Origin of the sequence: Microbacterium sp. CSI-V (assembly GCF_001984105.1) — a bacterium.
GTDB lineage: Bacteria > Actinomycetota > Actinomycetes > Actinomycetales > Microbacteriaceae > Microbacterium.
In genome coordinates this window covers 173,180-194,451 of record NZ_MTQM01000006.1, presented here as the reverse complement: position 1 = coordinate 194,451, position 21,272 = coordinate 173,180, and the positions used below count along the sequence as shown (strand labels likewise).

Sequence of the window (21,272 nt, the reverse complement as noted above, 5' to 3'; positions counted from 1 at the left end):
AGCATGACCAAGCTCGACGCGGTCGACCTCGACCTCCTCCGCGCCCTGTCCCACGATCCGCGGGCCACCGTGGTCGCGCTCGCCGAGAAGCTGGGGCTCTCCCGCAACACCGTCCAGGCGCGCATGAGCCGCCTCGAGAAGGGCGGGGTGTTCCTGGCGTTCGAGCGCACGCTGTCGGCCGAGGCCCTGGGCTTCCCGATCGAGGCGTTCCTGCAGGTCACGGTCCGCCAGGCGGAGCTGCCGGCGATCCGCGAGGCTCTCGCGCAGGTACCCGAGGTGCTGCAGGCGCACGGCCTCAGCGGTCAGGTCGACCTGCTCGTGCGCGTGGCGTGCCGCGACACCCAGCACCTGTTCGACACCGACGCGCGCATCCTCGCGATCGAGGGTGTCGAGCGCACCGAGACGTCCCTCGTCATGGGCGAGGTGATCGGCTACCGCGTCGGTCCGCTCATGAACCTGGCGCGCGAACGGCTGTAGGGCCCGTCGACCGCCCGCGGCTCGCGGCGGGCGCGGGCGACGCGGCTACGGCCGATGCCCCGATCCCGTCTACGGCGACGGCACCACCGGGATGGTCGCGGTCTCGGTCCGCTGTTCCACCGGGTCACCGGCATCCATCCGCACGAGCACGACGCCGGCGAGGAGCACCGCTCCCCCGATGAACTGCACGAGCGCGGGGGTCTCGCCGAGCAGCAGCCACGCGAACCCGAGGGCGAACAGCACTTCGCTGAGGCCGACGAACGACGCGACCCGCGACCCGATGAGCGGAACGGCGATGACGCCGAGCGCGTAGCCGAGCGTCGTGGCGACGCAGCCGACCCACAGCAGGGGGATGATGCCGGGCACCTCCATGCCGAGCATCGACACGGTGATCGCGGGCGCCGCGAACGGCAGCACCCCGGTGGCAACGAGGACGGCCATGACGATCGTCCCGACGACGAGACCGCCGGCCGCGAGCGCGAGCGGTGGGAGCTCGTCGCCCGCCCGGGCGGCGATCACGAAGTACACGGCCGTGCACGCCGCGGCGCACAGGGCGAAGAGGGTCCCGAGGAGGTCGAACCGGGCGCCGCTGATGTCGACGACGAGCACGAGCCCGACCATCGCCACGACCGATCCGATCATGACGAGCTTCGAGGGCGCCCGGCGGGTGCGCACCCACACCGCCGCGACGAGCAGAACCGGCGCGATGTACTGGATGAGCAGGGCCACCGCGACGGGCATGCGCTGCATCGCCGCGAAGTAGAAGAGCTGGCAGCCGGCCACCGCGGTCAGACCGAACGCGAGGATGAGCAGGCCGTGGCGACGCACGAATCCGGGCTGGCGCCGCACGGCACGGATGAGCGCGGGGGAAAGCAGCAGGGATGCCAGCCCCATGCGCACCAGCAGGACCGCGCCGAGCGACCACCCGCCCTCGAGGAGGGGTTTGACGAAGGGTCCGCTGGAGGAGAACGACAGCGCCGAGGCGACCGCGATCGCGAGTCCGGTGACGGCACCCGACGCCCGGTGGGTCGGACGTGGGAGGGTGGCGGAGGAAGTAGTCATGCAAAGCCCGCTGTCATGAGTCAAGTACGTTTACACTCGTGACAGTAGAGCCTTCGCCTGTCAGGAGTCAACATGGTCTTCATTCGTGACACCGAGCTCGTCCTCCGCGCCACGGTCGAGCTCGTGAACACGCTCCCCCACACCGACACCACGGGGGTCGACACGCTCGTGTCGCCCGACCAGCTCGACGACTTCGCGACCCGCCACGCCTACACCGGCTCGCGCACGCGCGACGCCCGGGAATTGGCGGCGGTCCGTGGCATCCGCCCCCGGATCTACGAACTGTGGACGGTCGACCGCGACGAGGCCGTGCCGCTGGTAAATGCGATGCTCCGCGACGGGAAGGCGCTGCCCCAGCTGGTGCGGCACGACGACTTCGACTGGCACATCCACGCCTCCGACCCCGCGGACGCCCTCGCTCAGCGCATGCTCGTCGAGGCGGCGATGGCGTTCGTCGACGTGATCCGCGCCGACGAGTACGCCCGCGTCCGCGTGTGCGACGCCGACGACTGCAGCGGCGTCTACGTCGACTTCTCGAAGAACGGCTCGAAGCGCTACTGCGACGCCGGCAACTGCGGCAACCGCATGAACGTGAACGCCTACCGACGACGTAAGGCGGATCAGCCCGCCTGACACCGCGACCGGATCCGCGGGCTCAGCGCTCCAGGAACCCTCGGATCGCGGATGCCGCGGCGGCGGGCGTCTCGTAGTGGATCAGGTGGCCGACGTCGGGGATCTCGACCAGTTCGGCATCCGGGAAGAGCGTGGCGAGGTGACGTTCCGCCTCGATGGGGGTGATGTCGTCCTTCTCGGCCGCGATCAGGAGGGTCGGTTGCGCGATGCGGGGCGCGAACTCGCGCACGTCGTGCGAGACGCTGGTGACGAACGCGTCGTGGAGCACGTCGCGGTCGGCGAATCGCGAGAAGTACGCGTCGTGCTGTTCGTGCACGAACCGGCGCAGGTGCGGATCGCGGGTCTTGGCCATGGCGTTGCTCATCACCCGCACGATCATGCCGTTGCGCAGCAGTGCGTCGCCGAGGGCGCGCGGGAGCCGCGCGCCGGCGAGGTAGTAGAAGACGGCGAGGCGCGTGAGCACGCCGCGGGGCCCCTCGAGCGCGGGGGCGCCGATCGGGTTGACGAGGATCAGCCGGGGCGTGGCGAGCCCGCCCGCCACGGCCGCGGAAGCCACGATCGAGCCGAACGAATGCCCGAGCACGATCGCGCCCGGTGCGACCGACTCGACGAACGCCCGCAGCCACGCGGCGTACGCGTCGAGGTCGTGCGTGCGCCCGGGGAGCGGGGGCGTCTCGCCGAAGCCGGGCAGGTCGGGAGAGATGACCCGGATGCCGGGCAGATGCGCCACCACGGGCTCGAGTCCGTGGTGCTCGCCGCGGAACCCGTGCACGGCGACGATCGTGATCGGATCGGCGGCGTCGCCGTAGGTCCAGTAGGCCGTCGCCCCGCCGAGCACGTCGGCCGTTCCGCGCTCGACCGGGATCTCGGCCAGGAGCGGGGCGTAGGGGTTCGGCATCCGTCGAGTCTAGGCGGCACGCGTTCGCTCCGGCCCAGCCGCGGAGCGCCTCGGCGGTCGTGTCGGAGCCCCGATCTACTGTGAGCGCATGACCACGTGGCAGGCCGAGCCGCTCCCTCTGTTCCAGACGCCCGAGTGGGCGCGCGTCGTCGGCGTGTTCGACCTCGAGACCACGGGCGTCGACGTCCGCACCGACCGGATCGTGACGGCGCACGTGGGCGTGCTCGACGCGGACGGCCACATCATCGACGCGCGCGACTGGCTCGCCGACCCCGGCGTCGAGATCCCCGCCGGCGCCGCGGCGATCCACGGTGTCACCACGGCCCACGCCCGCGCCGAAGGAGCGCCCGCCGCGGAGGTCGTGTCGCAGGTCGTCGAAGCGCTGCGGGCCCTGTTCGACGCGGGCATCCCGGTGGTCGCGTACAACGCGCCGTTCGACTTCTCGCTGCTCAAGCACGAGGCGCTGCGCCACGGTGTCGCGCCGATCGACGCCCCGTCGCCGGTGATCGATCCTCTCGTCGTCGACAAGACCTACGACCGCTACCGCCGCGGCAAGCGCACGCTCACCCACGTCGCGGCGCACTACGCCGTGCCGCTCGAGGCGGCTCACGAGGCGTGCGCCGACGCCGTCGCCGCGGGGCGCCTGGCCCTGGCCCTCGCCGAACGCTACGCGGCCTGGCTGCCACCGACCCTCGACGAGCTGCACACGCGCCAGATCGCGTGGGCGCGCGCGCAGGCGGCGAGCCTCACCGAGTACTTCGTGAAGATCGGGCGACTGGATGCCACGGCTCCCCCGCTCGACGGGGCATGGCCGATCCGCTGACGCGCGGCGAGTGTCGCGACGACCGGCCACCGACGGTGACCGGCGGCCGGTGGCGACCGGCGGCCCACGACGACCGGCCACGGGCGGTGGTCGATGACGGGCTGGGACCTCCCACGAGCGATGTCGGAGGCCCTGGCTAGCGTTGGTTCATGGACTTCCCGCCTCCCGCAGCCGATCGGTCAAGCGCGACCGTTCGCAGTGACGAGGCGCCCTGGCCCGACGAGGACACCCTGCGTTCCGACGCGGATTCCGCCTGGGCGATCACGCTCGGGCTGGTCGACGAAGACGATCCCCTGGGCGCCGCCCCTGACGGCGAGCCGTCGCACGGACCGGCCTCGCTCCTCGACCGCCTCGAGGACTCGTCCACCGCACGGCACAGGGCCGCCGCCGCAGAGTACGACCTGATCCTCCGCGTGCTGCAGGACGCGCTCGATGACCCCGCGGTGTGGGTCGGTCCCGACCCGACTCTCGACGGCCTGTGGCACGACCCCCGGGGCCGCACGGCCGCCGCCGTCCGCCGCGATCGCCTCGACATGGCCGAGCGCGCCGCGGTGGCCGAGATGGCGGTCCGCCTTCGTCTGGCGGAGCAGACCGTGCGCACGCGCGCTGCGCACGCGACCGTGCTCCGCGAGCGATGCCCGCGAATGTGGGCAGAGTTCTCCGGGGGCCGTGTGTCCGAGCGCCACGCCGTCGAGACCGCGCGGCTGGCCGCCACTCTCCCGGCGGATCGCGACTCGTGGGTCGCGTTCGACACCGGCGCCCTCGACCGGGCGCTGAGGCTCGCGCCCGCCCGGTTCGCCACCTCGGCGCGAACCCTGCGGGAACGTGTCCACGCCGAGTCCCTCGCGACGCGCCACGATCGCGCCCGCGGCGACCGGGGTGTCTGGATGACGGCCGAGCTCGACGGCATGGCCACGCTCACCGCCTTCCTTCCCGCCGACCGCGCCGCAGCGGCGATGACGCGGGTCGACCGCGCCGCGCGACACCTCGCGACCGCCGACGACGAAACGCGCACGCTCGCTCAACTTCGCGCCGATGCGTTCGCCGACCTCCTCACCGAGGCACGACCGGCGGAAGCCGCAGCCGACCTCGAGACCGCGACAGGGGGATCGCGGGTCCGCGCGTCGAGCGCGGGCCCGGCTCCCGCCCGTCCGGGCATCGTCGTCACCATCCCGGCTCTGACCCTGCTCGGCGTCGACGACGCTCCCGCGATCCTCGACGGATACGGCCCGATCGACCTCGAGACCGCCCGGCGGCTGGCGGGCGAAGCGACGTCGTGGATCCGCGTGCTCACCCACCCGATCACCGGCGCGCCCGTCGCCCTCGACCGCACCACCTACCGGGCGCCCACCGCACTGCGCCGCTGGCTCGGGCTCACGTCGCCGACGTGTGCCTTCCCCGGCTGCGCCCGCCCGACCCGGGAGTGCGACCTCGATCATCTGCATGCCTGGAGCGAGGGCGGCACGACCGACGACGACAACCTCGATCCCGAGTGCCGCCACCACCATCGCCTCCGCCACGAAAGTCGCTGGGCCGCTGGCCGCGACCCCGACACCGGCGGCCTGTCATGGACGACCCCGCTCGGCGCGCACATCGACCCCGACCCACCGCCGTTCTAGCCCGGAACCGCGCCGAGCGGGCGAGCACACCGTCCGACCGGCATCCCGGACGATCGGCACCCGGACGACCCGCACCGGGAACGACCCGCACCCCGGACAACCGGCGGCGAGGACGAACGGCATCCAGGACCACCCGAAGTCGGGGCGCCCCGCGCCCAGGACGACAGTCGTCTCGTGCGGCCGCACGCGGGAACCTCGTCGTCTCGTGCGTCCGCACGCGGGAACCTCGTCGTCCCGTGAAGCCGCATCCCGAACGACCAGCAGCCGGGGCGCCCCGCACCCAGGACGACCGTCGTCCCGTGCCGCCGCACGCGGGACGCCCCGCACCGAGAACGGCCCGCATCCCGGACTGCCTCCGCGGCGCCCGGTACGCTCCCCCCATGGACGTGCCGACCGAGTCCTCGCCGCCCGGTTCACCGGCCTCGCGTGCCCCGGACGCCCCGGGCGCCTGGGCGCTGCGCCCCGCACGGCCCGCCGACGCCCCCGCGATCGCCCGCGTTCACGCGGCATCCTGGCGGGAGACGTACGGGAGGTTCGTCGACGACCCCGACACCAACCCGTGGTTCAGCGTCGACCGTCGCATCGCCGTGTGGGAGGCCACTCTGCGCGAGGCCGGAACGTCGACGATCGTCGCCGAAGGTCCCGAGGGAATCGTCGGGTTCGCGTCGACGACGCCGTCGACGGAATCGGATGCCGTCCGCCCCGAGGAACTCGCGATGCTCTACGTCCTTGAAAGCGCCCACGGATCGGGCGTCGGTCAAGCGCTCCTCCACGCGACTCTGGGTGACCGGCCCGCGTCCCTGTGGGTCGCCGCCGACAATCCCCGGGCGCACGCGTTCTACCGCCGCAACGGGTTCCGGCCCGACGGCGCGGAGTCATCGTTCGGGCCGATCCCCCGAACCGTGCGGCTGATCCGCTGAGCACCGGGCCGCCTCCCGCCCGCTGACCCAATACGGCACTGCGGCCCCGACCCCGCTTCAGCGCTCCGATCCCGCACTACGGCCCTCAGCCCGCTCCGGCGCTCCAATCCGGCACTGCGGCCCCGACCCCGCTCCGCCCCTCCAATCCCGCTCTGCGGCACCCGCCCCGCTCCAGCGATCCGATCCCGCATCGAGGCACCCACCAGCGCCGACGTACCTGCGAGAATTCGTCGGTGACCGTCCGCATCGCCACCGTCCAAGCCGAGGCGACGCCCGGCGACATCGCGGCCAACCTGTCGAGCGCGGCGACGTGGATCGAACGCGCCGCCGAGCGGGGCGCGGACGTCGTCGTGTTCCCCGAGGCGTTCACCACCGGATACGACGAGTCCGCGTTCGCCGGCTCCCTCCCCTCCGCCGACGCTCCCGCGTGGCTCGCCCCCGTGCAGCGCGCCGTCGACGGCACCGGAGTGGTCGCGATCCTCAACACCGCCCTCGACCGCGGCGACCGCCGCACGCTGACCGACGTGATCGTCGTCCCGGGCGAGCCCCCGGTCATGGCGTACGACAAGCAGCACCTCTACGACAGCGAGCGCGCCGTCTTCACCGCCGGCGAGGGCGGATTCTCGTTCGTGGTGAATGACCTGCGTCTCGCGCTGTCGGTCTGCTACGACGCGAACTTCCCGGAGCACGCTGCCGCGGCCGCCGCCGCGGGTGCCGACGTCTACGTCAACAGTGGCGCGTACTTCCCGGGCGGCGCACACCGCCGCGACCTCCACTACGCCGCCCGCGCGCTCGACAACGGCATGTACGTCGTGTTCAGCGGCCTCACGGGCGGGTCCCACGACTTCGTCGGCGGTTCCGCGGTCTTCGACCCGCTCGGCCGCCGCGTCACCGGCGTGGTCGCCGCGACCCCCGGCGACACCCCCGCGACGTCCACCCCTCCGGAGGGCCTGGCGATCGCCGACCTGGATGCCGCGGTCGTCGCGGCCGCCCGCGAGCACCAGCGCATGTGGGCCGACCGCCGCGACGATCTCGGAGTCCCCCGCACGCTCGGCACCGTCACCTCCGGAGCATCGGTGGACGCCTGAGGCGCGAGGCCTGCCACGCAAGGCACGACGCCCGCCACGCGAGGCACGACGCCCGCCAGGCGACACGCGACGCCCGCCAGCCGAGGCACGCCGCCCACCCCCCGACGCGCAACGCCCACCACCGGAAGCGCCACCCCCGCTGCGGCACCTCCCCCGCGGGAGCGTCATCCGCCCCTCACCGCGCGATCAGCCGCGCCAGAGCCTCCTTGCCGCGCGGCCAGTCCCCCAGGCCGCTCGCGGAATTGAGGTGGCCGCCCGCGGGAACCGCCTCGAACGCGCTCCCCCACCGGCGTCCGAGCTCCCGGGCCACGTCGACGTCGCAGAACGGGTCGTCGACGCTGGCGACCAGGACGGTCGCGCTCGGCAGCGGGCGTGCGGACACTCCGAGGAAACTGGCCGTCACGACCGATCGGAAGGCACTGCCCGACGGGTCCGGCGGTGCGACGAGGAAAGCACGGAGTGGTCGCCGGGTGGTGGTGGCGAGCCATTCCGCGACGGCCCAGCATCCCAGGCTGTGCGCCACCAGAACGATGTCGTCGACCCGCGGGTCGAGGAGACCCACGCCGCGCTCGATCGCTTGGACCCAGTCGTCGAGCTCGGGCACCGACCACGAGCCCGGCTCGATCCGCACCGCCCGCTCTCCCCAGGCCTGCTCCCATCGCGACTGCCAGTGCGCGTCATCCGACCCGTCGATCCCGGGCACCACGACATAGCCGATCATCCTGCTCCTTCTCACTCCATCGCCGATCGGACGTTCCGCGAACGCCCCCGTGAACCATGATGGTGAGACCATCGACCGCCGGCACGCCCGGCAAGCGTTCGCAAAGCGCCGAAGGGAGAACACGATGGAATCACTCGACCGCGTCGACCAACGCATCCTCGCGCTGTTGCAAGAGGACGGGCGGTTGACGGGCGCCGAGATCGGCCGGCGGGTCGGCCTGTCCCAGCCCGCCGCCAGCGCCCGCATCCTGCGCATGGAGAGAGCCGGGATCATCGCCGGGTACCGCGCCGTCGTCGATCCCGCCGCGGTCGGGCTCAACATCCGTGCCGTCATCCGGCTGCGCACGACGCACGCGCAACTGAGCGCCGCGATGCACCTGGCGGCTCAGACGGCCGACGTCACCTCGACCCTCCGGGTCACGGGCGAGGACTGCCTGATCTTCGACGTCCACTGCGTCGACGCCGCGCGGCTGGAACGCGTGGTGGATTCCCTCGCGCGCTTCGGCCCCGTCACCACGGCGCTGGTGCTCCGCGAATACCCGTCCAAGCCACTGACACCCGCCGCTTCCCCCGCCCCGTGACGCCCGCCTTTCGGATCGAGGCGGTGCCTCACGACGACCTCGGGCCCGACGAGCTGGTCGCCCTCGGCTCCCTCTTCGACGACGAGTACCTCGACGCGTTCGGGCCGTGGCATCCGGCACAGCCCTACGGCTATGCGGGTCACGACGTCCACGTCCTCGCGTGGGAAGGGTCTCGCCTCGTCGGTCACGTCGGCTGGGCGCGCCGCCGGGTCGACGTCGGCGGAACCGAGGTCGCCATCGCGGGGGTCGGCGGCGTCCTCGTCGCCGACCGCGCGCGCGGGCGGGGCCTCGGGCGCCGACTCCTGGGCGACTGCGCCGTGTCGATGAAGGGCGCCGGCGACATCGACTTCGGATTCCTCGGATGCCGCGAAAGCGTCGTCCCGTTCTACCGGGCGTGCGGATGGCACCGGATCTCCGCCCCCGAACGCTCCGTGGCGCGAGACGGCTCGACGGTGGTCGTCGAGCCCGGCCCGCCGCTCCTGATCCTGCCGCTGCGCACCCCCGCGGATGCCTGGCCGCCGGGCACCGCGGACCTCCGCGGCCGCGCCTGGTAGCCGACCCGTGAAATGACGGAAGCCCCCGTCCCGAGGGACGAGGGCTTCCGGCGAGAACCGCTGCGACTCAGCGCGAGCCGCCGAAGTTCTTGAAGCGCTGGTTGAACTTCTCGACGCGACCGGCCGAGTCCATGATGCGCTGCTTGCCCGTGTAGAAGGGGTGCGAAGCCGACGAGATCTCCACGTCGATGACGGGGTACTCGACACCGTCGAGCTCGATCGTCTTGTCGCTCGACACCGTCGAACGGGTGAGGAAGGTCTCGCCCGAGCCGAGGTCGCGGAACACGACAGCCTTGTACGTGGGGTGGATGTCAGTCTTCATGGGAAGTCCTTTGAGAAGTGGTGCCCTGGATTCTGCCAGGACGGTCAAAGTCTGCGGCGCCGGAGGCACCAAAGGACGAGTCTACCAGGCCTGCGGCCCGCGCACGACGCTCGTCGTGCGGCCGTTAGGAGGCGCGGGCCGCGTAGCGACCGGCATCCTGGCTCAGGGTGATCTCGACCCCGAACGTGGCGGTCAGATTCTCGGCCGTGAGCGCCTCGGAGAGCGGCCCGGATGCCACGACCTCCCCGTCCCGCAGCAGGAGGACGTGCGTGAACCCGACGGGGATCTCCTCGACGTGGTGCGTGACCATGATCATCGCCGGCGTGGTCGGGGCCTGCGCGTATCCGGAGAGGAGGGCGAGGAGCTCTTCGCGGGCACCGAGGTCGAGGCTCGCGGTGGGCTCGTCGAGCAGCAGCAGCTCGGGGTCGGTCATGACGGCCCGGGCGATCTGCACCCGCTTCTGCTCGCCGTCCGACAGCGTCCCGAACGTGCGGTCGGCGAGGTGGTCGAGGCGCCACTCCGCGAGGACGCGCAGCGCGCGGCGCTCGTCGATGTCGTCGTACTGCTCGCGCCAGCGACCGGTCACCGAGTACGCGGCGGTCAGGACGACGTCGAGCACCGTCTCCTCCGGCGGCACGCGGCGCGCCATCGCCGAGGAGGCGAAACCGATGCGCGGGCGCAGCTCGAACACGTCGGTACGCCCCAGACGCTCGCCGAGGATCGTCACCGAGCCCGAGGTGGGGTGGATGAGCGTGTCGGCCAGCTGCAGGACCGTGGTCTTGCCGGCGCCGTTCGGGCCCAGCACCACCCAGCGTTGATCGTCGGTGACGGTCCAGTCGAGGTGGGACACGATGTCCCGGGCGTTCCGGCGGACGACGACGTCGGAGAACTCCAGAACCTGCGGCATGCCTCCACCCTAACGGCCTCAGCGCACCGGCAACGGCGCGCCACCCCGGCCTGGGGAAGGGCCCCTTACTTCCCCGCGACCTCCGCGTACAGCGCCGCGGTGGTCTGGGCGATCGCGGCCCAGCTGAAGTCCTCGATCGCGCGTCGGCGTCCGGCCTCGCCGTACTCGGCGGCGCGCGCGGCATCCGTCACCACTTCGGTGAGCACGCGGGCGAGATCGTCGACGAAACGCTCCGGGTCGACGGGGGTGCCGGTGCCGTCCTGCAGCTGCTCGATCGGCACGAGGCGGCCGGTGACGCCGTCCACGACGACCTCGGGGATGCCCCCGGTCGCTGTGCCGACGACCGCCGCGCCGCAGGCCATGGCCTCGAGGTTGACGATGCCGAGGGGCTCGTACACCGACGGGCAGACGAACGTCGTGGCCGCCGTGAGGATCGCGCACAGCTCGTGGCGGGGCAGCAGCCGATCGATCCACACGACGCCCTCGCGGGTGGCCTGGAGACCGCGGACGAGTTCCTCGACCTCGGCGAGGATCTGCGGGGTGTCCGGGGCGCCCGCGCACAGCACGAGCTGAACGTCGGGCGGCAGCTGCTCGGCCGCGCGCAGCAGGTACGGCAGCCCCTTCTGACGGGTGATGCGCCCCACGAACACCACCGAGGGCCGCGCGGCGTCGATGCCGACGGAGGCCAGGAATTCGTCATCCGAGACGGGATGCCAGGCCTCGGTGTCGATGCCGTTGTAGATGACGCGCACCTTGTCGGGGTCGAGCGCGGGGTAGCTGCGCAGGATGTCCTGGCGCATCCCCTCGCTCACCGCGACCACCGCGGCAGCACCCTCATAGGCGGTCTTCTCGATGTAGCTCGACACGGCGTAGCCGCCGCCGAGCTGCTCGGCCTTCCACGGCCGCAGCGGTTCGAGGCTGTGGGCGGTGACGACGTGCGGGATGCCGTGGAGAAGGGATGCCAGGTGCCCGGCGAAGTTCGCGTACCACGTATGGGAGTGCACGACGTCCGCGCCGGCGACATCGGACACGATCTCGAGGTCGGTCCCGAGGGTCTGGATCGCCCCGTTCGCGGCAGCCAGTTCGGTCGGCACCGCGTACGACGTCGTGTCGGGTTCGTCGCGCGGCGCACCGAAGGCCCGCACCTGCACCTCGGTGCCTTCCGCCCGCAGCGCACGGACCAGCTCGGTCGCATGGACACCCGCTCCCCCGTAGATCTCCGGCGGGTACTCCTTGGTCACGACGTCGACGCGCATGAGACGAACCGTAGCGCAGCGAAACCCCTGCCGCGCGTCTGTTCCCGGGATCGCGCGCGCCCCCTAGTGTGGTGCCATGCCTGCAGCGCCGAAGGTCTTCGGAATCATCCTCGCCGGCGGCGAGGGAAAGCGACTCATGCCCCTCACGGCGGATCGAGCCAAACCCGCCGTCCCCTTCGGAGGCCAGTACCGTCTCATCGACTTCGCGATCTCGAATCTCATCAATTCGGGCCTGAGACAGCTCGTCGTCTTGACGCAGTACAAGTCGCACAGCCTCGACCGGCACATCTCCCAGACGTGGCGCATGTCGCCGATGCTCGGTTCGTACGTGGCATCCGTCCCCGCCCAGCAGCGCCTCGGCAAGCGATGGTTCTCGGGATCGGCCGACGCCATCCTGCAGTCGATGAACCTCATCCGCGACGAGAAGCCCGACATCGTCGTCGTCATCGGCGCCGACCACGTGTACCGCATGGACTTCAAGCAGATGCTCGACGCGCACATCGCCTCCGACGCGCGGGCCACGATCGCCGGCATCCGTCAGCCCATCGCGCTGGCGAACCAGTTCGGCGTCATCGACACCGACCCCTCCGACCCGACGATGATCCGCGAGTTCCTCGAGAAGCCGCAGAACCCCACGGGTCTCGCCGACGCGCCGCACGAAGTGCTCGCCTCGATGGGCAACTACATCTTCGACGCCGACGCGCTCGTCGAGGCCGTCACGCACGACGGCGAGCTGCCGACCTCCGCGCACGACATGGGCGGCGACATCGTGCCCTACTTCGTCAACCGCGGCGAGGCGGCGGTGTACGACTTCCAGCGCAACGACGTCCCCGGGTCGACGTCCCGCGACCGCTCGTACTGGCGCGACGTGGGCACGATCGAGTCGTTCTACGACGCCCACATGGATCTGATCTCGACGCTGCCCATCTTCAACCTCTACAACGACGACTGGCCGATCTTCTCGCAGACCTTCAACGCTCCCCCGGCGAAGTTCGTGCGCGACTCGGTGGGCCGCATCGGCAACGCGATCGACTCGATCGTGTCCCTCGGGTCGGTGCTGTCGGGGACGCACCTCGAGCGGAGCGTCGTCGGACCGTGGGCGCTCGCGGGCGGCGGATCGACGATCACCGACTCGGTCCTCTTCGACGGCGTGCAGGTCGGCGCGGGAGCACGCATCCACCGCGCGATCCTCGACAAGAACGTGACCCTGGCGCCCGGCGCGACGATCGGCGTCGACCGCGAACGCGACCTCGCGCGCGGCTTCACCGTGACCGAGACCGGCATCACCGTGGTCGGCAAGGACGTCCGCGTCGACGTCTGATCCCGGATGCCGGAAGGGGCGGTGACCGCGATGGTCACCGCCCCTTCCGCGTCCCTGGAGGATCAGACGCCGACGCGCGCGAACGCGTCGCGGCTGATGCCTTGCGAGAGCACGAGCTTGGACCACTCGCGCGCGGTGTGCAGGCTGTGGTCGCGGTAGTTGCCGCAGCTGAACGCGTCGGTGCCCGGAACGTCCTCCCACTCCACGTCCTCGGCGATCGCGCGGAGAGAGTCGGAGACGGCGGCCACGACGTCGCCGAGGTCGGGCTCTCCCCACATGATCAGGTGGAAGCCGGTGCGACATCCGAACGGCGAGATGTCGATCACGCCGTCGATCCGGTCGCGCAGGAGGCTCGCGAGGAGGTGCTCGATCGTGTGGATGCCGGCGGTCGGGATCTCCCCCTCGTTGGGCTGCACGAGGCGCACGTCGAAGTTCGAGATGACGTCTCCGCGTGGGCCCGACTCCGTGCCGATCAGGCGGATGTAGGGGGCGAGAACGGCGGTGTGGTCGAGCGTGAAGCTCTCGACGTCGGCCATCGGGTGATCCTTTCAACGGCGGGCACGTGTCCTCCGAGACTACGCGCGGCCGCTCCGACCGGCGCCGCGTGGGTCACCGCGTGACGCGCTAGGGTCGAGGCCGTGCCTGCGCCCGCCCGTTTCCTCGTCGTCCTGGATGCCGATTCCACCCTCATCCGCAACGAAGTCATCGAGCTCCTCGCCGACGAAGCCGGCCGCGGAGCCGAGGTGGCCGCGGCCACAGAGGCCGCGATGCGCGGCGAGGTCGACTTCGCCGACAGCCTCCGGTCCCGTGTCGCCGCGCTCGCCGGGGTCCCGATCGAGGCGTTCGCCCGCGCGATCGCGCGGATCGAACCGACACCCGGGGTGCGCACGCTCATCGACGCGGTCCACGCCCGCGGCGGGCTGGTCGGCGTGGTCTCCGGCGGGTTCCACGAGGTGCTCGACACCGTCGCGCCCGACCTCGGCGTCGACGTGTGGCGCGCCAACCGCCTCGGCGTCGCCGACGGCGCGCTGACCGGAGAGGTGGACGGTCCGATCGTGGATGCCGCCGCCAAGGCCGACACCCTGCGCGAGTGGGCCGCGGCGCACGGCGTGCCGTCGCACCTCACGTTCGCGATCGGCGACGGCGCCAACGACCTCCGCATGATGGAGGCCGCCGGCCTCGGCCTCGCGTTCAACGCCAAGCCCGCCGTCCGCGCCGCGGCCGACCTCGTGATCGGCCCCGTGGATCTGGCCGCGGTGGTGCCGCTCCTCCCACGCTGACGTCCCCTCCGCGATGTCGGTGGCCCGGCCTACAGTGACGTCATGGACGTGATTCTGGTTCCGGGCCTCTGGCTCGATGCATCGTCGTGGGATGCCGTGACCCCCGCGCTCACCGAGGCGGGGCACCGCGTGCACCCGCTGACCCTTCCGACCGATCCCGGCGCCGGCATCCAGCACTGGGTCGACGCGGTCGTCGCTCAGGTCGACGCCGCCACCGACCCCGTGGTGCTCGTCGGGCACTCCGGCGGAGGCAACGTCGTGTGGGGCGCCGCCGACGCCCGTCCCGAGCGGGTCGCGCGCGTCGTCTTCGTCGACACCATGCCCCCGCCGCCCGGCGCGATGATCTCGGAGTTCCCCGTTCAGGACGGTGTCGTCCCGTTCCCCGGGTGGGACTTCTTCGACGAGCCCGACATCGCCGACCTCGACGACGAGACGCGCCGACGCGTGGCAGCCGCGGTCGTCGACGTCCCGGGCAGCGTCCCGACCGACCCGATCCCGCTCTCAGACGACCGTCGCCACGACATCCCCGTGACGGTGCTGTCGGGGCAGCTCGACGAGGACGGCGTCCGCGAGGTCCTGACCCAGTGGGGCGCGTTCGCCGACGAGTTCGCGCGGATCCGCGACGTCGAGGTCGTGACGCTCGGCAGCGGTCACTGGCCACAGTTCTCGCAACCCGAGGCCTTCGCCGAGAAGCTGCGCGCGGCGGTGCGCTGAGCGGAGGTGCGGGGCGGTGCCGGGAGGTGCGGGGACGGGTCGGGTTCTTTCGCCCCACCCCCGCACACCACCGAAGAAGCATCGGCCTCTGCGAAGTAGACCTGCGCTCAGTGCCCCATGCCCAGTCCGCCGTCGACGGGGATGACGGCGCCCGAGATGTAGGCGGCGTCGTCGCCCGCGAGCCACGTGACCACGCCGGCGACCTCATCCGCCGACGCGAAGCGGCCGGCCGGAATGTTCTTCTTGTACTCGGCCTGCGTGTCCGCGGGCAGTTCGGCGGTCATGTCGGTCTCGATGAACCCGGGCGCGACGACGTTCGCGGTGATGCCGCGGCCGCCGAGCTCGCGGGTGAGCGATCGGGCGAACCCGACGAGGGCGCTCTTCGACGCGGCGTAGTTGATCTGGCCCGCCGAGCCGTACAGTCCGACGACACTCGAAATCAGGATGACGCGACCCCAGCGCGCCTTGAGCATCCCCTTCGACGCGCGCTTGACGACACGGAAGGCACCGCCGAGGTTCGTCGAGACCACGCTGTCGAAGTCGTCCTCGCTCATGCGCAGCAGCAGCGTGTCCTTCGTGATGCCGGCGTTGGCGACGACGACGGCGATGGGTCCGAGCTCGGCCTCGATCTCACTGAACGCAGCGTCGACGGCGGCGGCGTCCGTGACGTCGGCGCGGACCGTGAGCGTCCCGGCCGGTCCCTCGCCCGAACGCGCGGTGACCGCGACGCGCCAGCCCTCGGCGACGAAGCGTTCGGCGATGGCTCGTCCGATACCGCGGTTTCCTCCGGTGACGACGACGACGCGGTCCTGGGACATGTGAGACTCCTGCGGTGCGAGGGACGGAACCGGCCCAGCCTACCGACGACCTCGGTCCCACCCGGCCCCCGGGCGTTTGACACGGCCCGCGCCGCGCTGGAAGCCTGGACGCGAGCACGACGAAAGGGACCCCCGTGAGCGACGACCAGAACCCCGCCCCGCGCAGCGAAGGCGAGACGCCGGCCACCACCGGCGCACACGACGCCGCCGCGCACCCCGCTCCCCCGGCGCCGCCCGTCCCGCCCACGCCCGCCGCGGACGCGCCGTCGTACGCTCCGCCGACCTCCGACGCCCCCGCGGCCCCCGCGTACGACGCCCCCGCGACTCCGGCGTACGACGCCCCCGCAGCCCCCGCCTACGGTGCACCCGCGGCGCCGCCCTACGGCACCCCGGCCTACGACCAGGCACCGGCGTACGGCCAGACCCCGGCATACGGCCAGTCCCCGTACGGATCGGCTCCCGTCGCCGGCGGCTACGGATCCGCCGTGCGGACCAACGTGCTCGCGATCATCTCGCTCGTGGCATCCATCGCGGGGTTCATCGGGCTGGTCCCGGTCATCGGACCGATCACCGGTGTGATCACCGGACACATCTCGCTCGCGCAGATCAAGCGCACGGGCGAGCAGGGACGCGGTATGGCGCTCGCGGGCACCATCATCGGCTGGGTCGGGATCGGTGTCATCCTGCTGCTCACGATCTTCTTCATCGTGTTCGTGGGGATCGCCGCGAGCCAGTCCTCTCGATACGGCGCCTAATCGCGCCCTCGCCCCGCGAGACGGGCGTACCCTGGGGTTCACCGTGAAGACATCGCCCCGCGCCCAGTCAGCGACGTCGCTCCCGCAGGCTCCCCGGGACGACGCCGGATCCCGTCTCGTCAAGTACATGGTGATGATGGGGATCCGTTTCGCGTGCTTCGGAGCGATGTTCCTCGTGACCCCGTACGGCTGGTACACCTTCCTCTTCGCCGCCGGCGCGATCTTCCTCCCCTACCTCGCCGTGGTCGTGGCGAACGTGGGGCAGGATGCCGCGACGGTCGACGCCGTGAACCCCGAGCGCATGATCGAGGCCGCGCCGGCCGCTCCCGTGTCGCCGTCCGCGGAGGCGCCGACCGTGATCCGCATCGCCGAGACGGCGCGTCTCGAGCAGCCGCGCGACGACCGGTCGTGACCGACGCCCCCGTCGAATGCTCCCGCGCCGGCTGCCGCGCGTCCGCCGAGTGGGCAGTCCGGTGGCGGAACCCGCGGATCCACTCCGCCGACCGCCGCAAGACCTGGGTCGCGTGCGGGGAGCACGTCGGATACCTGCGCGAGTTCCTGAGGGCGCGCGACTTCCCCGTCGAGGTCTCCGCACTGGCGGACGACGCGGCGTGAGCGCGGGAGCACCGACCGACGTACGCTGGACGACGTGGTCAGGACGATCGAGGTGAACGCACGAGCCGCGCGGAGCCCTCTGCGCGTCCGCGGCGCCCGCCCCGGGGCCGCCCCGCGCGGAGCGTCGTCGTGAGCGCGCGCGAGATGCCCACCGCCGCGCGGTGGAGCATGTACGTCGGGATCGCGATCCTGTTCGCGATCGCGTGCGGCTTCCTGTCGAACTGGCAGTTCTCCCGCAACGCCGATCGCAGCGAGCAGTTGCAGCTCGTCGCCGACAACTACGACGCCGCACCCGTGCCCCTCGCCGACCTGCTCGCGCCGGACGCGCAGATGAACCCCGCCGACGAGTGGCGTCCGGTGCGGCTGGAAGGGCGATACCTCGCCGACGAACAGCTGCTCGTGCGCAACCGGGCGCACGGCGGGACGGCGGCGTTCGAACAGCTCGTCCCCTTCCGTCTCGTCGACGGCCGGACGTTCCTCGTCGATCGCGGCTGGCTTCCGCCGGGCAACCGCCAAGCCGATCCCGACGAGATCCCGGCGCCCCCGTCCGGCGACGTCGTCATCGAGGTCCGGCTCCGGCCCGAGGAGGCTGCACCGACCTCGGGTCGCACCGCCGAGCCCGGACAGGTGCCGACGATCAATCTCGGTCTCGTCGCCGAGCAGACCGGACCCATCGAACAGGGTGCGTACGGCCTGCTCATGTCGGAATCGCCCGCACCGGCGACCGCCCCCACTCCCGTCGACCCGCCGAGCAACGACCCGGGCCCGTATCTGTCCTACGCGGTGCAGTGGATCCTGTTCGCCGTGATGGGGTTCGGTTTCATCACGTACGTCATCGTGAGCGAGCGACGACTGCGCCGCGAGGAAGCCGAGGAGGCCGAGCTCCGCGGCGAGCCGGAGCCGACGCCCGAACCCGAGAAGGTCCCGACGGAGCGCCGCCGCGTCGACCCCGTCGCACTCCACCGCTCCCGCAAGCGTCCGAAAGACCGCGACGCCGACGACGAAGACGCCCTGCTCGACGCCCGCTGAGCACGAGCAGAGCGCTGCCGCCGCGGCATCCGCTCGATCCGGAAAGGATCTACGCGAGCGTGATCAGGTCGGCGTAGTCGCGGCCCCAGATGTCTTCCACCCCGTCGGGGAGGATGAGGACGCGCTCGGGATTCAGCGCCTCGACGGCGCCCTCGTCGTGCGACACGAGCACGACCGCACCCTCGTAGTGCGCGAGGGCGCCCAGGATCTCCTCGCGCGAGGCGGGGTCGAGGTTGTTCGTAGGCTCGTCGAGCAGCAGCATGTTCGCCGACGACACGACCAGCGTCGCGAGCGAGAGTCGCGTCTTCTCGCCGCCCGAGAGCACGCCCGCCGGCTTCAGCACGTCGTCGCCCACGAAGAGGAACGAGCCGAGCACCTTGCGCGCCTCGGTCGCCGTGATGTCGGGGGCTGCGGACATCATGTTGTCCAGCACCGACCTCGTGACGTCGAGGTTCTCGTGCTCCTGCGCGTAGTAGCCGATCTTCAGACCGTGTCCGGGCTCCAGCTGACCGGTGTCGGGCTGATCCACGCCGGCGAGGATCCGCAGCAGCGTCGTCTTTCCCGCACCGTTGAGCCCCAGGATGACCACGCGCGACCCGCGGTCGATCGCGAGGTCGACATCGGTGAAGATCTCGAGCGATCCGTACGACTTCGACAGACCGGATGCCATGAGCGGGGTCTTGCCGCACGGGGCGGGCTTGGGGAACCGGAGCTTGGCGACGCGCTCGTCCTGGCGGACGTCGTCGAGACCCTGGAGCATCTTCTCGGCGCGCGCGACCATCTGGTGCGCGGCGGCGGCCTTGGAGGCCTTCGCGCCGAACCGGGCGGCCTGGAGCTGCAGGGCCGTGGCCTTCTTCTCGACGTTGGCGCGCTCCTTCTTGCGGCGCTCCTCGTCGGCCACCCGCTGGCGCAGGTAGTTCTTCCAGTTCATGTTGTAGACGTCGATGACCTGGCGGTTGGCGTCCAGGTAGAACACCCGGTTCACCGTCTCGCCGACGAGCTCGACGTCGTGCGAGATCACGATGAGCCCGCCCTTGTACCCCTTGAGGAATTCGCGCAGCCACACGACACTGTCGGCGTCGAGGTGGTTGGTGGGCTCGTCCAGGATCATGGTCTGCGCGTCCGAGAACAGGATGCGCGCGAGTTCGATACGGCGACGCTGACCGCCCGACAGGGTCTTCAGCGGCTGGTCGAGGATGCGGTCCGGCAACGAGAGGTTGTGGGCGATGGATGCCGCCTCGGCCTCGGCCGCGTAGCCGCCCGCGGATTCGAACTCCTCGGTGAGCCGGCCGTACTTCTTCATCGCTTTCGCCGCGACGGCGGGGTCGTCGTCGCCCATCGCCATCGACGCCTCGTGCATGCCGAGGGCGAGGGACCCGAGGCCGCGGGCGTCGAGGATGCGCGTGCGAGCGAGCATCTCGGGGTCGCCGGAACGGGGATCCTGCGGAAGGTAGCCGAGTTCGCCGCTGCGGTCGACTCCGCCGTTCGCGGGCAGCAGGTCGCCGGCGAGGACCTTGGTGAGCGTCGTCTTCCCGGCACCGTTGCGGCCGACCAGACCGATCTTGTCGCCGCCCGAGACGCGGAACGACACCTCCGACATGAGCACGCGCGCGCCGACGCGGATCTCGAGATCGTGCACGGCGAGCACAGCAGACGTCCGTTCGTCGAAGGGGAGGGAGAAAGGCCGAGGATGGCCAGCCACCCAGTATACGACGAGCCGCTGTTACCTCGCCGTCGAGAGGTTCGCCGGGGGTGGAGGGCCTCCGGGTTTGCGGTCACCGTCGGGCCGTGATCTAAACTAAGCCTATCCTTACCTAACCCGCAGGAGGTCCTCTGTGTCCCGTTTCCGCGCGCTGGCTGCTCTCGCCGCCGCCACGGCCCTCGTCCTGACCGGCTGCGCCGGCACCTCCGCCACCCCCGGGGCGCAGGACGCCTCCACGGCCGCCGACGGCTCCTTCCCCGTCACCATCGCCAACGTCTTCGGCGACACGACGATCGAGGCGAAGCCCGAGCGCGTCGTCACGGTGGACTGGGGCAACCAGGATGTCGCGCTGGCGCTCGGCATCGTCCCCGTGGCCATGCCCAAGGTGACGTACGGCGACGAGGACGGCGACGGCCTGCTGCCCTGGACCAAGGACAAGCTGGCCGAGCTCGGTGCGGAGACGCCCACGCTCATGGACGAGACGAACGGGTACGACTACGAGGCGATCGCCGACGCGCAGCCCGACGTCATCCTCGCCGCCTACTCGGGCATGACGCAGGAGCAGTACGACACCCTGAGCAAGATCGCACCCGTCGTGACGTACCAGAGCGTCGCCTGGGGCACCACCTGGCAGGACATGACCCTCCTCGACGGGACGGCCCTGGGACTCAAGGACGACGCCGAGAAGCTCATCGCCGAGAAGGAGCAGCACATCGCGGACGAAGCGGCGAAGTACCCCGCTCTCGCCGGCAAGAAGTCGCTCCTGACCTACTTCGACCCGACGAACCTGTCGACCCTCGGCTTCTACAGCACGCTCGACCCGCGTGTCGGCTACCTCGAGGAGCTCGGACTGACCCCGTCGTCCTACGTCGCTTCGCAGTCGTCGGGCTCCGAGACCTTCTGGTTCACCCCCAGCACCGAGCAGATCGAGAACTTCGCCGACGTCGAGATGATCGTCGCCTACGGAGACGACAGCACGATCGCCGCCATGCAGGCCGACCCGCTTCTGTCGAAGATCCCCGCGGTGACGAAGGGCGCGATCGCGGTGGTCGAGGGCGGCTCGACCCTGTCGTCCGCCATCACGCCGACTCCGCTGAACATCGGCACGAGCTACAACGACGAGTACATCGGTCTCGTCGGCGCCGCGGCCGAGAAGGCCGCGTCCTGATGCGGATCAT

At 71.4% G+C, this 21,272-nt stretch carries 25 protein-coding genes; 16 read left to right on the top strand and 9 right to left on the bottom strand.

What is annotated here, in order from left to right:
• The first annotated feature begins 3 nt into the window (after positions 1-3).
• On the top strand, positions 4-477 hold the full coding sequence (locus CSIV_RS03510) for an Lrp/AsnC family transcriptional regulator (protein ID WP_077050030.1): 474 nt from the start codon (positions 4-6) through the stop codon (positions 475-477).
• Positions 478-546: 69 nt separating this feature from the next.
• Here the strand turns inward: CSIV_RS03510 and CSIV_RS03505 are convergent, their stop codons facing one another.
• Complete coding sequence (locus tag CSIV_RS03505; RefSeq protein WP_077050029.1) at positions 547-1,539, bottom strand: EamA family transporter; 993 nt, start codon at positions 1,537-1,539, stop codon at positions 547-549.
• A 72-nt stretch (positions 1,540-1,611) separates the two neighbouring features.
• Here CSIV_RS03505 and CSIV_RS03500 point away from each other — a divergent pair, with 72 nt between their 5' ends.
• Complete coding sequence (locus tag CSIV_RS03500; RefSeq protein ID WP_077050028.1) at positions 1,612-2,172, top strand: CGNR zinc finger domain-containing protein; 561 nt, start codon at positions 1,612-1,614, stop codon at positions 2,170-2,172.
• A 22-nt stretch (positions 2,173-2,194) separates the two neighbouring features.
• On the opposite strand, the gene CSIV_RS03495 is transcribed toward CSIV_RS03500, so the two are convergent.
• Entirely contained in the window at positions 2,195-3,070 is an 876-nt protein-coding gene (locus tag CSIV_RS03495; protein ID WP_077050027.1) for an alpha/beta fold hydrolase, read from the bottom strand.
• 88 nt (positions 3,071-3,158) lie between these two features.
• Between CSIV_RS03495 and CSIV_RS03490 the strand changes: the two genes are divergently transcribed.
• The 4 genes from CSIV_RS03490 to CSIV_RS03475 all read left to right on the top strand — a co-directional run bounded on the left by CSIV_RS03490 (position 3,159) and on the right by CSIV_RS03475 (position 7,520).
• Positions 3,159-3,893, top strand: coding sequence for an exonuclease domain-containing protein (locus CSIV_RS03490; protein WP_077050026.1), 735 nt, complete (start codon positions 3,159-3,161; stop codon positions 3,891-3,893).
• A 149-nt stretch (positions 3,894-4,042) separates the two neighbouring features.
• Positions 4,043-5,512, top strand: a complete 1,470-nt coding sequence (locus CSIV_RS03485; RefSeq protein ID WP_077050025.1) for an HNH endonuclease signature motif containing protein — start codon at positions 4,043-4,045, stop codon at positions 5,510-5,512.
• Between the two features lie 380 nt (positions 5,513-5,892).
• Positions 5,893-6,432, top strand: a complete 540-nt coding sequence (locus CSIV_RS03480; protein WP_202400694.1) for a GNAT family N-acetyltransferase — start codon at positions 5,893-5,895, stop codon at positions 6,430-6,432.
• A 233-nt stretch (positions 6,433-6,665) separates the two neighbouring features.
• A complete protein-coding gene (locus CSIV_RS03475; RefSeq protein ID WP_077050024.1) occupies positions 6,666-7,520 on the top strand; it encodes a carbon-nitrogen hydrolase family protein in 855 nt (284 codons plus the stop codon).
• A 175-nt stretch (positions 7,521-7,695) separates the two neighbouring features.
• Here CSIV_RS03475 and CSIV_RS03470 read toward each other — a convergent pair whose 3' ends face one another.
• A complete protein-coding gene (locus tag CSIV_RS03470; RefSeq protein WP_077050023.1) occupies positions 7,696-8,241 on the bottom strand; it encodes an RBBP9/YdeN family alpha/beta hydrolase in 546 nt (181 codons plus the stop codon).
• Positions 8,242-8,365: 124 nt separating this feature from the next.
• On the opposite strand from CSIV_RS03470, the gene CSIV_RS03465 reads away from it, so the two are divergent.
• Together CSIV_RS03465 and CSIV_RS03460 are read left to right on the top strand one after the other, a co-directional pair.
• The gene (locus CSIV_RS03465) at positions 8,366-8,821 is read left to right on the top strand and encodes an Lrp/AsnC family transcriptional regulator (RefSeq protein ID WP_077050022.1); all 456 of its coding nucleotides are present in this window, start codon (positions 8,366-8,368) and stop codon (positions 8,819-8,821) included.
• Positions 8,822-8,844: 23 nt separating this feature from the next.
• Positions 8,845-9,375: a GNAT family N-acetyltransferase gene (locus CSIV_RS03460; RefSeq protein ID WP_238592328.1), complete on the top strand. Its 531-nt coding sequence runs from the start codon at positions 8,845-8,847 to the stop codon at positions 9,373-9,375.
• 67 nt (positions 9,376-9,442) lie between these two features.
• Here CSIV_RS03460 and CSIV_RS03455 read toward each other — a convergent pair whose 3' ends face one another.
• The 3 genes from CSIV_RS03455 to glgA all read right to left on the bottom strand — a co-directional run bounded on the left by CSIV_RS03455 (position 9,443) and on the right by glgA (position 11,860).
• The gene (locus CSIV_RS03455) at positions 9,443-9,697 is read right to left on the bottom strand and encodes a type B 50S ribosomal protein L31 (RefSeq protein ID WP_076490581.1); all 255 of its coding nucleotides are present in this window, start codon (positions 9,695-9,697) and stop codon (positions 9,443-9,445) included.
• A gap of 124 nt (positions 9,698-9,821) precedes the next feature.
• Positions 9,822-10,604: an ABC transporter ATP-binding protein gene (locus tag CSIV_RS03450; protein WP_077050020.1), complete on the bottom strand. Its 783-nt coding sequence runs from the start codon at positions 10,602-10,604 to the stop codon at positions 9,822-9,824.
• Positions 10,605-10,669: 65 nt separating this feature from the next.
• On the bottom strand, positions 10,670-11,860 hold the full coding sequence (glgA, locus tag CSIV_RS03445) for a glycogen synthase (RefSeq protein ID WP_077050019.1): 1,191 nt from the start codon (positions 11,858-11,860) through the stop codon (positions 10,670-10,672).
• 76 nt (positions 11,861-11,936) lie between these two features.
• Here glgA and glgC point away from each other — a divergent pair, with 76 nt between their 5' ends.
• Positions 11,937-13,181 (top strand): glucose-1-phosphate adenylyltransferase, encoded by a 1,245-nt coding sequence (glgC, locus tag CSIV_RS03440; RefSeq protein WP_077050018.1) that lies wholly within the window; start codon positions 11,937-11,939, stop codon positions 13,179-13,181.
• Positions 13,182-13,243: 62 nt separating this feature from the next.
• Here the strand turns inward: glgC and CSIV_RS03435 are convergent, their stop codons facing one another.
• Positions 13,244-13,717: an S-ribosylhomocysteine lyase gene (locus tag CSIV_RS03435; RefSeq protein WP_077050017.1), complete on the bottom strand. Its 474-nt coding sequence runs from the start codon at positions 13,715-13,717 to the stop codon at positions 13,244-13,246.
• Between the two features lie 102 nt (positions 13,718-13,819).
• On the opposite strand from CSIV_RS03435, the gene serB reads away from it, so the two are divergent.
• Positions 13,820-14,461, top strand: coding sequence for a phosphoserine phosphatase SerB (gene serB, locus CSIV_RS03430; RefSeq protein WP_077050016.1), 642 nt, complete (start codon positions 13,820-13,822; stop codon positions 14,459-14,461).
• 42 nt (positions 14,462-14,503) lie between these two features.
• On the top strand, positions 14,504-15,175 hold the full coding sequence (locus CSIV_RS03425) for an alpha/beta fold hydrolase (RefSeq protein WP_077050015.1): 672 nt from the start codon (positions 14,504-14,506) through the stop codon (positions 15,173-15,175).
• Between the two features lie 107 nt (positions 15,176-15,282).
• Here CSIV_RS03425 and fabG read toward each other — a convergent pair whose 3' ends face one another.
• Positions 15,283-15,993, bottom strand: coding sequence for a 3-oxoacyl-ACP reductase FabG (gene fabG, locus CSIV_RS03420; RefSeq protein ID WP_077050014.1), 711 nt, complete (start codon positions 15,991-15,993; stop codon positions 15,283-15,285).
• 134 nt (positions 15,994-16,127) lie between these two features.
• Between fabG and CSIV_RS03415 the strand changes: the two genes are divergently transcribed.
• From CSIV_RS03415 to CSIV_RS03400, 4 genes are all read left to right on the top strand, one after another.
• Complete coding sequence (locus tag CSIV_RS03415; RefSeq protein WP_077050013.1) at positions 16,128-16,748, top strand: DUF4190 domain-containing protein; 621 nt, start codon at positions 16,128-16,130, stop codon at positions 16,746-16,748.
• A gap of 43 nt (positions 16,749-16,791) precedes the next feature.
• Positions 16,792-17,160, top strand: coding sequence for a DUF3099 domain-containing protein (locus CSIV_RS03410; protein WP_077050012.1), 369 nt, complete (start codon positions 16,792-16,794; stop codon positions 17,158-17,160).
• Positions 17,157-17,363 carry a hypothetical protein gene (locus tag CSIV_RS03405; RefSeq protein WP_077050011.1) on the top strand — a complete coding sequence of 69 codons (207 nt, stop codon included), beginning with the start codon at positions 17,157-17,159 and terminating at the stop codon, positions 17,361-17,363. The genes CSIV_RS03410 and CSIV_RS03405 overlap by 4 nt, the downstream gene beginning before the upstream one ends.
• A 144-nt stretch (positions 17,364-17,507) precedes the next feature.
• Entirely contained in the window at positions 17,508-18,392 is an 885-nt protein-coding gene (locus CSIV_RS03400) for an SURF1 family cytochrome oxidase biogenesis protein (protein WP_077050129.1), read from the top strand.
• Positions 18,393-18,441: 49 nt separating this feature from the next.
• Here CSIV_RS03400 and CSIV_RS03395 read toward each other — a convergent pair whose 3' ends face one another.
• Positions 18,442-20,040: an ABC-F family ATP-binding cassette domain-containing protein gene (locus CSIV_RS03395; protein WP_077050010.1), complete on the bottom strand. Its 1,599-nt coding sequence runs from the start codon at positions 20,038-20,040 to the stop codon at positions 18,442-18,444.
• Positions 20,041-20,227: 187 nt separating this feature from the next.
• Between CSIV_RS03395 and CSIV_RS03390 the strand changes: the two genes are divergently transcribed.
• Positions 20,228-21,262 (top strand): iron-siderophore ABC transporter substrate-binding protein, encoded by a 1,035-nt coding sequence (locus CSIV_RS03390; protein ID WP_077050009.1) that lies wholly within the window; start codon positions 20,228-20,230, stop codon positions 21,260-21,262.
• Positions 21,263-21,272 lie beyond the last annotated feature (10 nt).

Bases quoted from the DNA above. Each gene is read 5' to 3' on its own strand.
- CSIV_RS03510 (WP_077050030.1), top strand. From the start codon at position 4: ATGACCAAGCTCGACGCGGTCGACCTCGACCTCCTCCGCGCCCTGTCC.
- CSIV_RS03505 (WP_077050029.1), bottom strand. From the start codon at position 1,539: ATGACTACTTCCTCCGCCACCCTCCCACGTCCGACCCACCGGGCGTCG.
- CSIV_RS03500 (WP_077050028.1), top strand. From the start codon at position 1,612: ATGGTCTTCATTCGTGACACCGAGCTCGTCCTCCGCGCCACGGTCGAG.
- CSIV_RS03495 (WP_077050027.1), bottom strand. From the start codon at position 3,070: ATGCCGAACCCCTACGCCCCGCTCCTGGCCGAGATCCCGGTCGAGCGC.
- CSIV_RS03490 (WP_077050026.1), top strand. From the start codon at position 3,159: ATGACCACGTGGCAGGCCGAGCCGCTCCCTCTGTTCCAGACGCCCGAG.
- CSIV_RS03485 (WP_077050025.1), top strand. From the start codon at position 4,043: ATGGACTTCCCGCCTCCCGCAGCCGATCGGTCAAGCGCGACCGTTCGC.
- CSIV_RS03480 (WP_202400694.1), top strand. From the start codon at position 5,893: ATGGACGTGCCGACCGAGTCCTCGCCGCCCGGTTCACCGGCCTCGCGT.
- CSIV_RS03470 (WP_077050023.1), bottom strand. From the start codon at position 8,241: ATGATCGGCTATGTCGTGGTGCCCGGGATCGACGGGTCGGATGACGCG.
- CSIV_RS03465 (WP_077050022.1), top strand. From the start codon at position 8,366: ATGGAATCACTCGACCGCGTCGACCAACGCATCCTCGCGCTGTTGCAA.
- CSIV_RS03455 (WP_076490581.1), bottom strand. From the start codon at position 9,697: ATGAAGACTGACATCCACCCCACGTACAAGGCTGTCGTGTTCCGCGAC.
- CSIV_RS03450 (WP_077050020.1), bottom strand. From the start codon at position 10,604: ATGCCGCAGGTTCTGGAGTTCTCCGACGTCGTCGTCCGCCGGAACGCC.
- glgA (WP_077050019.1), bottom strand. From the start codon at position 11,860: ATGCGCGTCGACGTCGTGACCAAGGAGTACCCGCCGGAGATCTACGGG.
- glgC (WP_077050018.1), top strand. From the start codon at position 11,937: ATGCCTGCAGCGCCGAAGGTCTTCGGAATCATCCTCGCCGGCGGCGAG.
- CSIV_RS03435 (WP_077050017.1), bottom strand. From the start codon at position 13,717: ATGGCCGACGTCGAGAGCTTCACGCTCGACCACACCGCCGTTCTCGCC.
- CSIV_RS03425 (WP_077050015.1), top strand. From the start codon at position 14,504: ATGGACGTGATTCTGGTTCCGGGCCTCTGGCTCGATGCATCGTCGTGG.
- fabG (WP_077050014.1), bottom strand. From the start codon at position 15,993: ATGTCCCAGGACCGCGTCGTCGTCGTCACCGGAGGAAACCGCGGTATC.
- CSIV_RS03400 (WP_077050129.1), top strand. From the start codon at position 17,508: ATGCCCACCGCCGCGCGGTGGAGCATGTACGTCGGGATCGCGATCCTG.